The sequence below is a fragment of the Streptococcus sp. HMSC071H03 genome (assembly GCF_001813035.1).
Lineage (GTDB): Bacteria > Bacillota > Bacilli > Lactobacillales > Streptococcaceae > Streptococcus > Streptococcus anginosus.
Genome location: NZ_KV811169.1, coordinates 99461 through 116126 on the forward strand (window position 1 = coordinate 99461; position 16666 = coordinate 116126).

14 protein-coding genes and 1 pseudogene are annotated in these 16666 nt (G+C 35.1%); 14 read left to right on the forward strand and 1 reads right to left on the reverse strand.

Annotated elements, in window-relative coordinates:
* The first annotated feature begins 75 nt into the window (after window positions 1-75).
* Together HMPREF2887_RS07685 and HMPREF2887_RS07690 are read left to right on the forward strand one after the other, a co-directional pair.
* Window positions 76-3696, forward strand: coding sequence for a type IIG restriction enzyme/methyltransferase (locus HMPREF2887_RS07685; protein ID WP_021001777.1), 3621 nt, complete (start codon window positions 76-78; stop codon window positions 3694-3696).
* A 15-nt stretch (window positions 3697-3711) separates the two neighbouring features.
* Entirely contained in the window at window positions 3712-4203 is a 492-nt protein-coding gene (locus HMPREF2887_RS07690; protein ID WP_021001776.1) for a hypothetical protein, read from the forward strand.
* A gap of 42 nt (window positions 4204-4245) precedes the next feature.
* Here HMPREF2887_RS07690 and HMPREF2887_RS07695 read toward each other — a convergent pair whose 3' ends face one another.
* On the reverse strand, window positions 4246-5370 hold the full coding sequence (locus HMPREF2887_RS07695) for a hypothetical protein (RefSeq protein ID WP_021001775.1): 1125 nt from the start codon (window positions 5368-5370) through the stop codon (window positions 4246-4248).
* Window positions 5371-5740: 370 nt separating this feature from the next.
* Here HMPREF2887_RS07695 and HMPREF2887_RS07700 point away from each other — a divergent pair, with 370 nt between their 5' ends.
* The 12 genes and pseudogenes from HMPREF2887_RS07700 (at window position 5741) to HMPREF2887_RS10580 (ending at window position 16663) form a co-directional block, all read left to right on the forward strand.
* Window positions 5741-6166, forward strand: coding sequence for a hypothetical protein (locus HMPREF2887_RS07700; protein ID WP_021001774.1), 426 nt, complete (start codon window positions 5741-5743; stop codon window positions 6164-6166).
* Window positions 6167-6242: 76 nt separating this feature from the next.
* Complete coding sequence (locus HMPREF2887_RS07705; protein WP_021001773.1) at window positions 6243-7670, forward strand: FtsK/SpoIIIE domain-containing protein; 1428 nt, start codon at window positions 6243-6245, stop codon at window positions 7668-7670.
* Between the two features lie 95 nt (window positions 7671-7765).
* Window positions 7766-8632 carry a rolling circle replication-associated protein gene (locus HMPREF2887_RS07710; RefSeq protein ID WP_021001772.1) on the forward strand — a complete coding sequence of 289 codons (867 nt, stop codon included), beginning with the start codon at window positions 7766-7768 and terminating at the stop codon, window positions 8630-8632.
* Window positions 8610-8861 (forward strand): DUF3173 family protein, encoded by a 252-nt coding sequence (locus HMPREF2887_RS07715; protein ID WP_041784117.1) that lies wholly within the window; start codon window positions 8610-8612, stop codon window positions 8859-8861. The genes HMPREF2887_RS07710 and HMPREF2887_RS07715 overlap by 23 nt, the downstream gene beginning before the upstream one ends.
* 2 nt (window positions 8862-8863) lie before the next feature.
* A complete protein-coding gene (locus HMPREF2887_RS07720; protein WP_021001770.1) occupies window positions 8864-10060 on the forward strand; it encodes a tyrosine-type recombinase/integrase in 1197 nt (398 codons plus the stop codon).
* Window positions 10061-10385: 325 nt separating this feature from the next.
* Window positions 10386-10601 (forward strand): annotated as a pseudogene (locus tag HMPREF2887_RS10280) (DUF5962 family protein); the annotation flags it as partial.
* Between the two features lie 10 nt (window positions 10602-10611).
* Window positions 10612-10827, forward strand: coding sequence for a DUF5966 family protein (locus tag HMPREF2887_RS07725; protein ID WP_003024228.1), 216 nt, complete (start codon window positions 10612-10614; stop codon window positions 10825-10827).
* A gap of 159 nt (window positions 10828-10986) precedes the next feature.
* Window positions 10987-12561, forward strand: coding sequence for an ATP-binding cassette domain-containing protein (locus HMPREF2887_RS07730; RefSeq protein ID WP_003076454.1), 1575 nt, complete (start codon window positions 10987-10989; stop codon window positions 12559-12561).
* A gap of 239 nt (window positions 12562-12800) precedes the next feature.
* Entirely contained in the window at window positions 12801-13319 is a 519-nt protein-coding gene (rimM, locus tag HMPREF2887_RS07735) for a ribosome maturation factor RimM (RefSeq protein WP_021001769.1), read from the forward strand.
* Window positions 13309-14034, forward strand: coding sequence for a tRNA (guanosine(37)-N1)-methyltransferase TrmD (gene trmD, locus HMPREF2887_RS07740; RefSeq protein ID WP_021001768.1), 726 nt, complete (start codon window positions 13309-13311; stop codon window positions 14032-14034). The genes rimM and trmD overlap by 11 nt, the downstream gene beginning before the upstream one ends.
* A 143-nt stretch (window positions 14035-14177) precedes the next feature.
* On the forward strand, window positions 14178-15101 hold the full coding sequence (locus tag HMPREF2887_RS07745; RefSeq protein ID WP_021001767.1) for a metal ABC transporter solute-binding protein, Zn/Mn family: 924 nt from the start codon (window positions 14178-14180) through the stop codon (window positions 15099-15101).
* Between the two features lie 8 nt (window positions 15102-15109).
* Window positions 15110-16663, forward strand: a complete 1554-nt coding sequence (locus HMPREF2887_RS10580) for a pneumococcal-type histidine triad protein (protein ID WP_315940898.1) — start codon at window positions 15110-15112, stop codon at window positions 16661-16663.
* Window positions 16664-16666: the final 3 nt, after the last annotated feature.

Below are 16666 nucleotides of genomic sequence, written 5' to 3' on the forward strand. Positions count from 1 at the left end.
GCTAGCTTAGTCTTTTGCTTACACAAAAGACTAATAACTATCAGCTAAAGAATATAATTATTAGTGGAGTTGTGTATGGCAATTAAAGGACTTAGTTTAAAGGAAAGCATGAATAAGTTTGTCCAAGCAATCATGCCGTTGGATGATGAAAAGTTACGTTTTGAAAAATACTTAACTGAGTATTTGAATCATCTTAAAAATAATAAAACCGAAAGCGAAGAGTATCAGAAAAACTTGCTTAAACATTTTTTGGAGCAAGTTTTACCTTATAATTTTATAAATACTTCTAGTCGTATTGATTTGGCTATTTACAATGGGAAGACATCAGATTCAACATTGGGTGTTATTTTTGAGTGTAAAAGTTTAACTAATAAATCAGAAATGATGACTAAGGAAAGATTAAATACTAAGGCTTTTCAAGAGATTGTAGCTTACTATTTGTCTGAACGTTTATTTTCAAAAAATCTTGAAATAAAAAAATGTATTATAACTAATGGCTTATCTTGGTTTGTGATAGAAGCTAAAGAGTTTGAAAAATATTTTTTTAAGAATAAGTGTTTGATTGAGCTTGTGACAAAATTTAGTAAAAATCAGCTTTCAAGTAATAGAACAGATTTTCTGTACTCTGAAGTAATTGCGCCTGAAATTGATAAAGCGATTGAAAAAGGTATTGTTGTTGCCCACTTTGATTTGAGTCAAGCTTTAGTTAAATCAAGTAAGTCTATTGAAATAAAGAAAAGTAACTTAACACAACTTTACCGATTTTTCACAGCAGAAAACTTATTAAATAAAGAAATCTTTACAGATTCCAATAAGCTTAATAAGAATTTTTATGATGAACTGTTGTATTTGATGGGGTTAGAAGAAACTAAACAGGGAACAAGTAAAATAATTTCTCGTCTTAAACCTGCCAAGCGACAACGTTATTCGTTTGTTGAAAATATTATTGATAAGCTTGAGATGAAAGATGTCCCTAGGGAGAAGCAAGAAGAAATTGCCATTCAGCTAACAGTAGTTTGGATGAATCGTATTTTATTCTTGAAACTCCTTGAATCCCAGTTGATTCAATTTAATCAAAGTGAGGATTTCAGATTTTTAACATTTGAAAAATTAGATAGTTTTGAAGAAATTTACAGTCTTTTCTTTGCGGTGCTTGCTAAAAAAGAAGAGGATAGGAATCAGCGTGTACAAGAAAAATTTGGCTATGTTCCTTATCTCAACTCATCACTATTTGAAGAGACTGAACTAGAAACCTCAAGAGATGGTATAGGGATTGACCGCTTGCCTGAAGGTAACATTGATATTTTTTCAAAAACGGCACTTAAAGGGGCTGATAAAAAACGTAAATCAGGTAAAATAAACTTCATTGCTTATCTTTTTGACTTTTTAGATTCTTATGATTTTTCTACTACTATTTCACATCATAAAAAATCTAAAAATGACCTTATTAATGCTTCTGTGCTAGGATTAATTTTTGAAAAAATCAATGGTTATAAAGATGGTTCGTTCTTTACTCCAGGTCACATTACAATGTATATGTCTAGGAAAGCAATTCGAACAGCAGTTGTAGATAAGGTAAATGAATTTCTGAATTGGCAATGTGAGACAATCGAAGAGGTTAAATTTCTTATTCAAAATATCAAAATTGCAAAAAAAGTAAATTCGGCTATTAATGACCTTAAAATTTGTGACCCTGCGGTTGGTTCAGGGCACTTCCTTGTTTCTATTTTAAATGAAATAATTGCTCTAAAGAGTGAACTAAATGTACTATTTGATGATGAAGGAAACCATATCGGCAACCTTATCCAATGTTATGTTATTAATGATGAGCTTGTAATTCAGGATATGGCAGGGAATAACTTCCTTTATCAAGTAAATAATCGCCAGTCTGAGAAAATTCAGAAAGCAATATTTAATCAGAAACGTTATATTCTTGAAAATTGCCTTTTCGCAGTAGATATAAATCCAAGCTCAGTAAATATTTGTCGTTTGCGTCTCTGGATAGAGTTATTAAAATCATCCTATTACTACCAAAATAAAATGGGGCCTAAGACCTTAACAACCTTGCCAAATATTGATATCAATATCAAAGTTGGTGATAGTCTTCTACATAAGTTTGATTTGGACTATGAGTTCGATATGAGACGGACAGATTTTAAAGAGTATTTGTCTTTAGTAAGGGAATATAAAGAAACAAATAATAAGCGAACTAAAGCTAAAATCTGGGATAAAATTTCTAATTTAAAGCGGTCATTTGATGATACAGCTTCAAGTCCTGAACTGAAACGGTTAAAGAAGTTGGAAGTAGAGTTAGGGAAAGCAGGTATTATTGACTTATTTGGAGATGAGACTGCTGAAACTAGAAGATACGAACAAGTTAAAAAACAAGTATCTGAAGCTAAAAAAGTTTTAGAAGCTCGTTTAAAGAATCCGTTATATGCTGGTGGTATGGAATGGCGAATGGAGTTTCCCGAAATTTTGGGAGAAGACGGTCGCTTTGTCGGCTTCGACCTTGTTATTGGTAATCCTCCTTATATTTTTGCTCAAAATAATACCTTTTCAGTTGAAATGAAAAGCTACTATTCAAGGAGTTACCCTTTGAATAACTATCAAGCAAATACATTTGGTTTATTTTTAGAATTGGCTTTTTCTCTAATTCGAGATGGTGGCGGAATTTCATATATTATTCCCAACTCTTTTTTAACAATTAATCAATATAAGACACTACGCCATCATATTCTTAAAAGCTATGATGAAGTAACTTTTATAAATTCTAAAGATAAAATTTTTGATGAAGCTTCAATCGATGTTTGTATAGTAGAGATGTTTACAAAACGCCCCTCAAAAGTTACTTTAGGTGTGATTTCAGGCGGTGAGATAAAAATAGTAGCTGACACCAAGGCTGAAAGTTTACTTAATCAGGATGTAATTACAATTTCGTCTATTAGTGGGAGAGTTTCATCATTGCTATTGAAAATTGAGAAGAATTCTAAAGTAATAGAAAAAAATTACGGTACAGTCAAAGATGGATTGAAAGCGTATGAACGAGGTAAAGGAAGTCCTAAACAACCTGAGGATAAGGATGAATTTAAAGAGTTCAAAGCCAGTAAACCGTTCTTTTCTAATCAAAAAAAAGATGATTCCTATCGGATGTTTCTATCGGGTAGTGATTTACAAAGATACCATTTAAAATGGTCAGGAAAGTTTTTATCTTATGGGAATCACCTAGCTGCACCTAGAGACAGTAAACTTTTTGAAGGAGAGAGACTTTTAATTGCTAGAATTCCAGTGAAATCTATCTATACTTTTAGAGCAACTTATACAAAAGAAAATTTTGTACATGAACAGAGTATTGAAAGTATTACCAATCTGAAAGTTTCCCCTTTATATTTAATTGGTGTATTGAATTCAAAAATACTTTCTTTTTATGCTATTGAAAAGTTTGACTTTTTACAAAGAAATACATTTCCACAGATGAGGCTGACACAAATCAAGCAGTTCCCTATTCCTAATTCAAATGATGACCAACAGAATGAAATTGCTGACTTAGTTGTGCAAATAATGGAAGAAATGACAAAAGAAAAAGTTAATCAAGACTTGGTTGATTCTTTAAATACTGAGATTGATGAACTCGTCATGGATTTGTTCGGATTGACTGAAGAAGAAAAGCAAATTATACGAGATTTTGAAGTCTAGAAAGTAGGGATATAAATGGCAAAAAGTTTACAAAGTCAAATTAAAGGTATTGAGAGAGATATGGTCAGAGAAATGAACAAAATGGTAAAGAGGGCAAACAAGAAAATCAATCCTGTAATACTTCCAACACAACTGGATTCCACTAGTTCAGCACTAAATTTTAACGAATATCATCAAGATAATAGCACACATGTTTCAGTCGGTGGGGATATGATGAACTCACAGATTGGTGGTCGAAATAATTCGATAACGGTTATCTATACTGATACCGATATTGAGAAAATATTAGAGAATATCAAAGAGTATTCACGAACATTGAAGGATGAAGAACAGACAGAGCTAGTGACAATGTTACATGAGATACAAATGAGCGGAAAGGTTGAAAATCATATGATTTTCTTTGATAAACATCCGATATTAGCAATGGCTTTTAGTGCTATTGTAACATGGGGAATTGACAATGGGATGGATAGTTTAGTTAACATTATTTCAAGAGTATTTGAGTAAGTGAAAAGGTTTCGTTGTGAATAAAACGAAACCTTTTTTATATTAATCAAAAAGTATACCTCTATCAGTTTCGTCAAACCAGAAAGTAAATTTCTGTTCCTCGGGGGCATCCTTTATCGCTTCTTGGTATGTTGTAATAAGCTCATCGATAGTGGTTACTCCAGTTTGGTATTTTTCTAGATTTTGAATTACCAAATCAACACTATCAATATAAGTTACTAAACAGTCAGGTATTTTTTCTAATGATGAGTCTTTATGATGTTGGATTTTGATTAGTGTCTTACAGTAACTTGTTGTAGCACTAAGAAGTTCCTCATCTATTTCTGATATGTCATCACCTAATAATTTAGAATGTAAATATTGTATATCATCCTTATAGATAGTGTATATCCGATAGCCAAGTGAATTTTCTTGTGCTTTATGTTCAACAAGAAAATCCAATAAATAGTTTTTTAAGAAGTCAACCAATCGAGTCTGCATATTATTGAAAGTAAGACTATGACCATTAACAGAAATAAAATCAAAAAATTTTTGACTTAGGCTAAGTTTATCTTTTACATGCAATACATAAAAACGATAAATAGCCTGAGATATAATTTTCTTTCTGTCATCCAAATTCGGACTTTCGGAGTAAATATCATAAATAGAAACTGTGTTTTCTCTAGTTATTTCTAGATTCTCATATGCTTGATAAAGCGCATACTCAGGAGAGTCAATCAAAATAGTATTTACTAAGTCACAATAACTGTCAGAATTTAACAAATCCTTCATTAATACATAAAAGAAAATCCCTTCGTTTAGAGCAAGTTCCTCAGGCGTTCCCCAGTAGACTTCATTAATATCCTCATATACCATTTCAGTTGTGTCTATATCCCTATGTTCTAGAAAATCAACGAATTCATCAGTTGGACGACAATAGTCAAGGATTTCTTTAGCAAGTGAATAAGGAAGATAACTTGGATTTCTTTTGGTAATGTTTTTCTTCCTAACTTGGGTAAGTTGTTTTCTATTATCAATTGCGATTTGATTATTTGAAATCATTCTCAGCTTTGTTGGATACTGGCTTTGAAATTCATCAATTGCACTATTGATTTTAGAAATTTTATTTTCAAGACGTTCTGAAGCTTGATAGTAAAAATAATTTGCGGTGTGTAAGAATTTAAGCATATAACTTCTTCTTTCTAAATACTCTTATAGTTATATTATACCGAACTTTTTCTATTAGTTATGGGTTAAAAATCAGAAATAAAAAGTTCAAAAGCACCCCGTACTAAAGTTCGAAGTTCGTAATAAAATAGTTATATGCTAAGGCACAGCTATAACAGATTTGTTCGGTATTATTAAATGACATGTTCTCAATTGGAGAATATTAAAGGTTGTAGGGGTTAAAAATAAAAGTTAGAGATATCTAAAAAGCCCCTTAGCAGGAATTTCTAGTCATTATATAATGAGATTGTGCTTGGGCATAGAGTGTTAACACGAGAGTATTGCCAGTTGTCGGCTAGGTTAAGACAACAAGAAAATTTAGGTGACTAAAATGGAAAAAATTAGTTTAAATAGTACAAAATTGGGAGAACTCCGCTTCTCAGTTAGTGAAGTTGATGCCCCTCAGGTTGCAATTATTACACAAGCAAGACAAGTTGCAAAACGAAACGACAATGGCGATGTTATTGAAAATTCGGTTGCAAAATTGAATTTATCAGGAATTGATATTAAATTATACCAATTAATGAAACAACAAGGTCTTGATATTTCAAGTGTTGTTCCAATTACAATTGAAGTCGTAACAGACGAAGCGACTTTAAAACGTTATAAAGTCGATGAGTTAATTGGAGAAATCGTTGATTTGCGTAGTGCAAAAGTCGCTCTAAAATGGGTGTCACGAGGAAATTCTGGTGGTTGGGGTGGCTTAAAGCTCATTCTTGAAAATATTCAGATTGTCCAACCCAAGGCAACAAACTAAATAATTAAGTGATATACGGGATAGGGGATGTAGCAATTGCTACGTGGGTATTAATAAAAAATAAAGGTGGTCAAATATGACTCCAATACGAACAATAAAAGAATGGGTTAGCCCCCTTAGTATAAATGAACGAAAGGTTACTTATATTAAAGTAACCAAGACTAAAACTCAACGCAGAAAACAGATGTTATTGATTTTAGCTATTTTGTTCATTAGTCAAATAACATTGGCTTTTGTAATATCAATGCTGAGATATTTTTCTCAAGAAAATGCTGATTTCGTACCAGTTTCAATAGCGGTATGTCTTATTAGCATAGAAGTTCTAACAATCCTGACGTGGATTATTTTGCACTCACTATATTCACCGATTGAAAAATGGAGAGTATCAACCTTACTAAAGGGATTTGCAGAAGAAAACGATATACTTCGTAAACATAAATCTGATATTGACAGTACTCAGTCCATTCGTTGGGAGTATTACCTAGATTCGGGAATGATATTTATAAAACTATTTCAAGGTGGTCACGTTTCAAAAGCTAGTTCTGAGGAAATTCCAAATGCACTCTTGTCATACTTTATTAAAGAAACAAGGGAATCGTGGTTTTTGGAGCAATATCTTATCGGAGATGGTTTCGTTAAAATGGTCTTCTCTCACAAGCCAGATAAGTCACTATATATAAAAGGTTATGAAGATTTTATTGAATCTAAAGATTTAAATATCAAATTGACTAAGCGATTAAGTTGGACACTGAAGCAACCGATGGGGCTAATAGTAGGCCCCACCTCATCAGGAAAAACGAGTTTACTAAAATATTTGATATTGGCTTATCTAATCAATAATCCGAAAAATACAGTATATACGATTGATGGTAAAGGAGCATACTTGAGTCAATCTATGCAAATTATTGGTGATGTTGCCACAAATGGTGAAGATTCATTCAAGATGATTTCCTATCTTGAGGATTTGATGGAAGCTAGGTATGCTGAATTAAATGCGGATATTTCTGCTGATGAGGATATTACACATAATGAAAAATTTAGACATGGACAAGTCCTACTTGTGATTGATGAATATCTCGCATTAGCTACCACAATGCAAGCTGAAGATAAACTTCGGAAACCAGCCGACCGACTATTTCCACAGTTTTATGCAAAGTTGATGAAATTGATTGTCAAAGGACGTCAAGCCTCAATCTTTGTTATTATTTCAGGACAGATGATTCCAACCTCTATTTTACCGAGTGAAGCTAGAGATTCTCTTGGATTGAGGATAGCTTTGGGGAGGATTAGTCAATCACAGGCAACTGAAATTTTTAATATGAGCAAGTTAGCTCTTCCAAGTGCAGATAGCTCACTCTATGAAGGAGTAATATATCTTGATGGAATCGGGCTTGAAAATCCTATAGTTTTTAGAACCCCTTATTATGATGATAAGAAACTGCCATTCAAAGGCGCACTACGTGTTTTAAAATCTGAGCGGAGCTTGCTCCGCTCAGACAACTAAAACATATAAAGAGGGGATGATTAGCTGTCTACTTGACAGACAGCTAAGATAAGCTGACGGAGTAAGAAATAGTAAGAAAGGCGGGTCAGAATGACTTGTCAGATGAATATAATGCAAAAATAGTCGGTTTTCCTGACCATATAGAGGTTATAAAGTATGGTAAGACGAGAAGGAAACCGGGACGACAAATAATACGGGCAACAGAGCCTAAAATACGTGATGAAGATGAGCAAGAGTTGTATGACTATCAACAGGCTCAGAAAATTAGACGAAAAATAAAATACTACTGTCAATCAAATGATTTTGATTTATTCTGGACGTTGACATTTGATGATAATAAAGTTGATGCTAGGGATTATCCTTATGCCAAAAAGAGGCTTAGAGCTTGGTTAAAATATCAACGAGAAAAATACGGAAAATTTCAATATATTTTTGTAGCAGAATTACATAAAAGCGGACGAATACATTTTCACGGTTTGACGGCTGGATTTTCCCCACCATTGACCGAAGCGAGAAGTCCAAAAACAAATCGACTCATTAAGAAAAAAGGGCTTCAAATCTATAATGCTGAAACATGGAAAAATGGATTTAGCACAGTATCAAAGATACAAGATAGAGAAAAAACCGCAAACTATATTTCTAAATATATTACTAAAGAGTTGATGGCTATACCATCTGGATACCATCAACCACGCTATTTCGTGAGCCGTGGGTTAAACCAACCAGATATTGAATATAAAACCATCGCGGACAAGGAATTAGCGAACTTTATTCCTACATTTGTTGCTGGTGAGCTAGATATGAACACACTCGAATTTGAAAAAACTGTATCAATATATAATTTAAAAGAGAATGACAAGAAAGAGTTGATACAGGATAGCACACCAGATACAGTTATAAAAAGTAGAATGAAAACTAAGAGAGATAAGAATGATAGCAATGAAAAAGAAACAGACAGTTAACCATAAAGATTTGATGGAACTAGGATTTCCAGAACATACAGCAAGGGATATTATTAAGCAAGCAAAAACTATTGCAGTACAGTTATTTGAAGAAAGTAGAGAATCTTCAGGTAATGTGATAAAATTAAGTCGTTCGCCCTTTGAAAATTCAAGATTAAACCTTGCTCCTACATACATTGTAGAGGAATTACTCGGCTTTGAGTTGCTTTCTGAACAGAAAGGGGCTTAAAGATGGCTACTAAAAAATATCGTGGTGTTTCAAGAGATAAAAATGGAAAAATTTTCTATCAAACTGAATTTGGAGTAGACCCTGAAACGGGTAAACGTCGTCGGAAAAAAAGTTATAAAGATAAGGACGGTAATCCGTTCAAATCTGAAAAACAAGCATTTGATGAGCTTTGTCGCATAAGAGTAGAATTTGCTCAGCAGAATAATTCAAAAGTTTGTACTCTAACATTTTCTGAATATATGGATGATATATTTTTACCATATTATGTAAAAACTGTTCAAAGTTCTACATATAGAACGGCTCAGCCACATTTCGATTTGTTCAAATCAGAATTTGGAAAAATGAAGCTAATTGATATCACCGTGAAAGATTGTGAGTTGTTCCGATTAAAATTAATGGATGGTGAAAATTATTCTGCTAATTATGCCAAAAATTTGTGGATTCGATTCAAAAAAACTTTCACTTATGCTGAACGTCTAGAATTAATTGAAGTGAATCCATGTGATAAACTAGACAATATTGCTGGTGAACGCACGACAACAAAGTTTTGGACGTTTGAAGACTTCCAGAAAGTTGTCTCATCATTTGATGTATCAAGCTATGATGGTCGTTATAAATACACCATGATTTGGCTCTATTTTATGACAGGGATTAGGGTGTCTGAAGGTCTTAGCTTAATTTGGTCTGATATTAATTTTAAGAAGAACTTACTTCATGTTCAATCTACACTAGAAGATTTAGGACACGGAGAATATGCCAGAAAAAATAGCACTAAGACCAACGCTGGTAATCGATATGTAGAATTGGATGAATTAACCGTTCAAGTATTAAAGGAGTGGAAATTGGTTCAAATTAACAATTCTGAAACTGATTATATTCTTGCTAGAGAAGATGTTCCACTGCATAAAACAACATTAACACGAATTTTACAAAGGCAAGCTCGGAAGGTTGGAGTCCCAGAAATCACTGGTAAAGGGCTAAGACATTCGCATGATTCATTTATGATAAATGAGCTTGGCAAAGATGTATTATTTGTATCTGCTCGCTCAGGACGAGTCGATAAGGCAACAACCTTGAATACTTACTCACATTTGTATGACAGTAAAAAAGCAGATGGTGGAGCAGAAATTACTAAACGCTTGATAAGTGCAGGGTTCACACCCCACCAAAACCCCACCAAGAAAGAAACAACTGCTTGAAAAGGTTGATAATAAAGGACTTATGATAAAGTGCAACTGTTACTCTTAAATAAGAAGCACATAGCAATTTGAGAGTGAAATCCCGATTTACCAGTCTTTGATTGCGATAATCAAATGAAAAAACAAGTGAAATCATTTGATTCCCTGCCAAAAATCCCTGTCAAACAAATTTTGCCAGGGATTTTTGTTTTTTAAAGAATTATTTATCTCAAGCGAGAACTGTTTTCATAATTCTCGCTTTTTTGCGTTTAAGGAGGAAGCATGCAGAAGGAAATACAATCGTCATGTTACATCGTGATTTCCTATCTAGTCCGACAAATGGGGATACCAAGTTTATAAGGAACTCAAAGAACATTACGAGGAAGTGACTGGGGGACTCTTCTCGAAGAGAGAAATCACTAGTCAACTAGAAATTGCCCTCCAAGAGCAACATGGAGTGGACTTTGAATACCCTGAAAAAGAAGATTATCTGGAATTGGTTCAAAAATTAGAAGAGTTTGATTCCAAGGACGCAGTCTTTTATCGTAGCATGGTAGAGTAGTAGGAGGGTTATGACAGATTTTCTGATTCTTCCTCTTATCCTCATGGTGGTGGGCATGATTGCCTTGATTCTCTGGAAGCTCTTAATCCTAGACAGTGGTGTGTTTTTTATAGGACTGGCTTGTGCTATTCTTTTTACAGAGGTTTATGGATTCTATCTTCTCTTTACAGAACCTGAACTTTATACAGCAGACCTGACACAAAATGGATTTCTGAGTTTTACTTGAATCATTATTTTAATAGATGTATAATGTATTTAGAGAAAAACAAAGAACTTCCTAAGAGATCGGAAACTATAACCAATCAATGCAATATTTGCAGTTAATAGATTAGAAATGATAATATGGAGAGGAGTGCTAGCCTCTCTATTTTTCCAGGAGGACATTATGAATAAAATTTTTCACTATCTGGATAAGAAAACGAAATTTTATACTGTCATCGGGGCACTGGCAAATGGAGGATTGGCTCTTGCTCAACCTTTAGTAGTATCTCGAGCTTTGTCCTTAAACCAAGGAGAACTAACCTATTTTAAGATAGTGCAATTTGCTCTTTTTGGTTTTACAGTCTACTTTGTCTTGTATAGCTTGATGCTCTTTTGCAATCACACGCATAACGTATTTCGACGTGAGATTCAGATGAATATGAGAGCAGATTTATTTGGTAAGTTAATGACAAATAAGGATTATAGTGAAGATGAAAAAATCACCATGCTCACACAGGATATGGAGTATTTGGGGGATAATTATTTAGAAAAGTACATTAACATAATTTGCTGGGGATTTGTTGCTTTACTAACAGCAATTTATATTATTACGCAAAATCTGTTACTGGGGAGTATTTTTGTCTTCTTTACTATCTTACGCCCTATTCCTCAATATTTAATGAACAAAAGGCTCAAACATACTGGTGACGATATGGCTCAAGGCAGAGTGGAGGTTCATAATCAGGTATCTGACAGCATCCGAGGGGCGCAGACTCTGCTCATGAATCAAGCGATTCTGGAAAATAGACAAAAATTATGGAATGTGAATTGGAAATATCAACGAGCTATCCAAAACTTTTGCTTCACCCATAATATCGTCTTCTTTTGTAATGGCTTTATGGTATTTCTGAGTCAGGTTTTACCGCTTGTGTTAGGTTTCTTCTTTGCCATGAATGGTCATAGGGTATCTGTCGCTAGTCTTGTCGCCATGTATATCGCAGCTGGTCAGTTGGTGAGTCCTATCCAGACAATCATGTATGATACAGTAGATATCCAAGGGGCAAAAACGACTGCGGACAAGATTTATGGAGTATTAGACAGTAAAGATGATAAACAACTGGCGAAAGATGATATGCAAGAACTTCGTGCCCTGCACATCCAAAATTTAAGTAAATCTTATGGTAGCAGACAGCTTTTTACCCATCTGAATTTGGACATCCAAACTGGTCAGAAAGTTTTAATCAAGGGACCGAGTGGCTGTGGGAAATCGACCTTGTTTCGGATAATTATTGGTGAGGAGCAGGCTGATGAAGGTCAGATTACTGGTGTGACAACAACTAATAACTATACATCTCATTTTGTATCTAGTGTTGGTATTATTAGCCAGCATCCATTCCTTTTTAATGACACAGTTCGATATAATTTGACTTTGGGACAAGTCTTTTCTGATGAAGATTTGTGGTTTGTTTTAAAACAAGTCAAGCTCGACAATGAATTAACAGAAGGGTTGGACTTTATTGTCAGTAACAATGGTGACAATATTTCGGGTGGTCAGAGGGTTCGGATAGAACTGGCAAGATTTCTCCTGCGTAAAAAGGATGTTTTACTAGTAGATGAGGTAACCGCTGCTTTGGACGAGGAAAACAGCCAGATGGTGCGTGAGCTACTGTTTTCTCTACCTGTTATGATGCTAGAAATTGCTCACCATATTGAGGATGAAAGTAGATATAATCAAATTTTAGACTTAGGAAAATATTGAGCTATTTTTGATAGCTCTTTTTCTTGTGATAGAAGCTCCAAGCTATATTTGATATGCTTGAACTAGTTTATAGAAAGTATAGGAAAACTCCCCTTATAGTTTTAGTGAATTTTTGTTTTTTCGTTGTCCGCTATAAGGGGAGTATATCACATCACGGCGTGGGTGGGGTTTTTGTTTTCTTGAGAATTCCTTTTATTCATGATAGAATAAATATGATAATGCTAGTATTTGGAGAGAAAATGAACTATTATAATGTTGGAAAAATTGTAAATACGCAAGGTTTGCAAGGCGAAATGCGTGTTATGTCCGTAACGGATTTTGCAGAGGAGCGTTTTAAAAAAGGAAGTATTTTAGCTCTTTTTGATAAAAAGGAACATTTTGTCATGAATGTGGAAATTGCCAGTCATCGTAAGATGAAAAATTTTGATATTGTCAAGTTCAAAGGAATGTACCATATCAATGACATTGAAAAATATCGTGATTTTACCTTGAAAGTGGCTGAGCAAGACTTATCGGATTTGGATGAGGGCGAATTTTATTATCATGAAATTATTGGCTTGAATGTTTATGAACAGGACATTTTGATTGGAACAATTAAAGAAATTTTGCAGCCCGGTGCCAATGATGTCTGGGTGGTAAAGCGCAAAGGCAAGCGTGATTTACTGTTGCCTTATATTCCACCTGTTGTATTGAATATTGATTTTGAAAATAGTCGAGTAGACGTGGAAATTCCGGAAGGACTGGACGATGAAGATTGATATTTTGACCCTATTTCCGGAGATGTTTGCCCCTTTAGAGCATTCAATAGTTGGCAAGGCGCGCGAAAAAGGATTACTAGAGATTCACTATCATAATTTTCGAGAAAATGCAGAGAAATCGAGACACGTTGATGACGAGCCTTATGGGGGCGGTCAGGGAATGCTGCTCAGAGCACAACCAATTTTTGATGCTTATGATGCGATTGAAAAAAATCAGCCACGAGTCGTTTTGTTGGATCCTGCTGGTCGAACATTTAATCAAGCTTATGCGGAAGAACTTTCTCAAGAAGAAGAATTAATCTTTATCTGCGGGCATTATGAAGGTTATGATGAGCGGATTAAGAGTTTGGTGACAGACGAGGTCTCTCTTGGAGATTATGTTTTGACCGGTGGAGAGTTGGCTGCTATGACAATGATTGATGCGACGGTACGACTGATTCCTGAAGTTCTTGGTAAGGAAGTTAGTCATACTGATGACAGTTTTTCATCAGGCCTTTTAGAATATCCTCAATATACGCGCCCGTATGATTTTCGTGGAATGGTTGTGCCAGATATTTTGATGAGCGGTCATCATGAAAATATTCGAAAATGGCGTCTGTATGAGAGTCTGAAAAAGACTTATGAACGTCGTCCAGATTTGCTAGAAAAATATGAGTTCACAGCAGAAGAAGCTGAAATGCTGGAAGAGATTCGTAAAGAAAAAAGCGATTGGTAAGAGTAAAAGTTTTCTAATGCTATTTAGAAAGCTTTTTTATTATTGTTAAAAAAACAGATAAAAAATTCTTGACAGCTAATTTCTATCATGGTATCATATTAACCAGTTAATAAACTGGTTAAACACTAGTTAAGGAGTGATATATGAAATTAAGGAAATATTTATTTTCTATTTTTGTGGCAGGACTGGTTTTGATTTTGACGGCGTGCGGTGCAGGTAGCAAAAAGCAGAGCAAGGGAATGAAAATTGTAACAAGTTTTTACCCGATTTATGCCATGGTTAAAGAAGTGTCTGGGGATTTGAATGATGTTCGGATGATTCAGTCAAGCACGGGAATTCATTCTTTTGAGCCATCGGCGAATGATGTAGCTGCTATCTATGATGCGGATGTCTTTGTTTACCATTCTCATACACTAGAGTCATGGGCAGGGAAATTGGATCCAAACCTGAAAAAATCCAAAGTAAAAGTTCTTGAAGCATCAGAAGGGATGAAGCTGGAGCGTGTACCGGGATTAGAAGATGTTGCTGCTGGTGAGGGAGTGGATGAAAAAACTCTATACGATCCGCATACTTGGTTAGATCCAGAAAAAGTGGCAGAAGAAGCGCAAATCATCGCGGATAAACTTTCGAAGATTGATAGTAAAAATAAAGAAACCTATCAAAAAAATGTGAAAGAGCTGGTAGCTAAGGCAAAAGAGTTGACTAAAAAATATCAACCGATTTTCAAAGCGGCGAAACAAAAAACATTTGTGACGCAGCATACGGCCTTTTCTTACTTAGCGAAACGATTTGGTTTAACTCAGTTGGGAATTGCTGGGATTTCACCAGAGCAAGAGCCTAGTCCACGTCAGCTGACGGAAATTGAAGAGTTTGTGAAACAATACAAGGTCAAGACAATTTTTGTGGAAAGCAATGCTTCTTCAAAAGTTGCTAAAACCTTGGTCAAATCTACAGGAGTGAAATTAAAAGAATTGAATCCTTTGGAGGCTGACCCACAAAATAATAAAACTTATCTTGAAAATCTAGACGCCAATCTAGCGGTATTGGCAAAAGAATTAAAAAAATGAGGAGAAATATGAAGAAAAAATATATCATTGGTTCTATTGCAGTTCTTGCATTGAGTATTTGTGCGTATGAGCTAGGGCGTTATCAGAGTGTTTCTAGCAAAGCAGACAATCGTGTGGCTTATGTTGATAGTAAGTCCAAAGAAAAAGGGAAAAAGGCTGAGAATTTAACTCCAGATGAAATAAGTGCCAAAGAAGGAATCAATGCAGAGCAGATTGTCGTTAAGATTACAGACCAAGGCTATGTAACTTCTCACGGGGATCATTATCACTATTACAATGGGAAAGTTCCTTACGATGCCATTATCAGTGAAGAACTGATCATGCGCGATCCAAACTACACTTTGCAGCAGTCTGATATTGTCAACGAAGTAAAAGACGGCTACATTATCAAGGTGAATGGCAAGTATTATCTTTATCTGAAAGATCCAAATCATACCAGCAATGTTCGGACAAAAGAAGAAATTGCTCGTCAAAGGGAAGAATACAGTGGGAAAGGTCATAAGGGCGCAAAAGGAACTGTAACAACAGCTGTCAAAGAAGCTCGTGCGCAAGGTCGTTATACGACAGACGATGGCTATGTCTTCAATCCAACTGATGTCATTGAGGATACAGGTGATGCTTTTATCGTTCCGCATGGCAATCATTTCCACTACATTCCAAAGAGCGATTTGTCTCCTAGCGAGTTAGCAGCGGCTCAAAACTATTGGGACAATAAAACAGGCAAAAGTCGTCCACAATATCCGTCCAATTCAGGTCAAATTCCTCAGTCAAACAGAGGAATGAACCATCCATCGTTGGACTATCGTCCTGCTAATCCGGGAACGTCTAATCATACAGGAAATCAGCAAACTCAGCCTTCTCAACCAGCTCCAAAACAAACTGAACCGAAGCGCGGAAATAAAGCTGAAATCATTAAATTGCTGCGGCAATTATATGCGACTCCTTTGAGTCAACGGCATGTAGAATCAGACGGTCTGGTATTTGACCCAGCACAGATTACAAGTCAAACTCCTAATGGAGTTGCCGTTCCGCATGGCAATCATTATCATTTTATTTACTACAATAAAATGTCTGACTTGGAACGAAAGATTGCGCAGATGATAACGCCAGGTGAGGATTATTCTGAAGCTAAGCAGTCGAATCAAGCGCAACAAGATCATCAAGCAACACCAGATAAAAATCAGCAAGATACTGGCAAAACTTCTGATAAAAACGAGAAGAAAAAAGAATCTGCTGAAACGGAAATTAGCGATGAGCAAATCAAAACTTTCCTTGCTAAAGCAGAAGCTTTGTTAGAGAAGGTTTCAGATGCACGTCAAAAAGCAAACTTTGAAGAGCAAATAAATGGTCTCAACTCAAATCTGTTATTAGGTATAGAAGAGAAAGAGAGCCTGCTTGCGAAAGCAAAAGCTTTGTTAGCTGAAATGGTGAAAGCAACTGGTTCAGATAATGATTCTGCTGGTCAAAACACAGAATTTGCAAAGAAAGCGAAAGTTGTGTTGATGTCTATCCGAAAGCACTGGAAGAAAAAGGAAATGCAAGTGATAAACTGGCTCAAGTGAATG

Excerpts from the sequence above, each read along its gene's own strand:
- HMPREF2887_RS07685 (WP_021001777.1), top strand. The coding sequence starts at position 76 with ATGGCAATTAAAGGACTTAGTTTAAAGGAAAGCATGAATAAGTTTGTC.
- HMPREF2887_RS07690 (WP_021001776.1), top strand. The coding sequence starts at position 3,712 with ATGGCAAAAAGTTTACAAAGTCAAATTAAAGGTATTGAGAGAGATATG.
- HMPREF2887_RS07695 (WP_021001775.1), bottom strand. The coding sequence starts at position 5,370 with ATGCTTAAATTCTTACACACCGCAAATTATTTTTACTATCAAGCTTCA.
- HMPREF2887_RS07700 (WP_021001774.1), top strand. The coding sequence starts at position 5,741 with ATGGAAAAAATTAGTTTAAATAGTACAAAATTGGGAGAACTCCGCTTC.
- HMPREF2887_RS07705 (WP_021001773.1), top strand. The coding sequence starts at position 6,243 with ATGACTCCAATACGAACAATAAAAGAATGGGTTAGCCCCCTTAGTATA.
- HMPREF2887_RS07715 (WP_041784117.1), top strand. The coding sequence starts at position 8,610 with ATGAAAAAGAAACAGACAGTTAACCATAAAGATTTGATGGAACTAGGA.
- HMPREF2887_RS07720 (WP_021001770.1), top strand. The coding sequence starts at position 8,864 with ATGGCTACTAAAAAATATCGTGGTGTTTCAAGAGATAAAAATGGAAAA.
- HMPREF2887_RS07725 (WP_003024228.1), top strand. The coding sequence starts at position 10,612 with ATGACAGATTTTCTGATTCTTCCTCTTATCCTCATGGTGGTGGGCATG.
- HMPREF2887_RS07730 (WP_003076454.1), top strand. The coding sequence starts at position 10,987 with ATGAATAAAATTTTTCACTATCTGGATAAGAAAACGAAATTTTATACT.
- rimM (WP_021001769.1), top strand. The coding sequence starts at position 12,801 with ATGAACTATTATAATGTTGGAAAAATTGTAAATACGCAAGGTTTGCAA.
- trmD (WP_021001768.1), top strand. The coding sequence starts at position 13,309 with ATGAAGATTGATATTTTGACCCTATTTCCGGAGATGTTTGCCCCTTTA.
- HMPREF2887_RS07745 (WP_021001767.1), top strand. The coding sequence starts at position 14,178 with ATGAAATTAAGGAAATATTTATTTTCTATTTTTGTGGCAGGACTGGTT.
- HMPREF2887_RS10580 (WP_315940898.1), top strand. The coding sequence starts at position 15,110 with ATGAAGAAAAAATATATCATTGGTTCTATTGCAGTTCTTGCATTGAGT.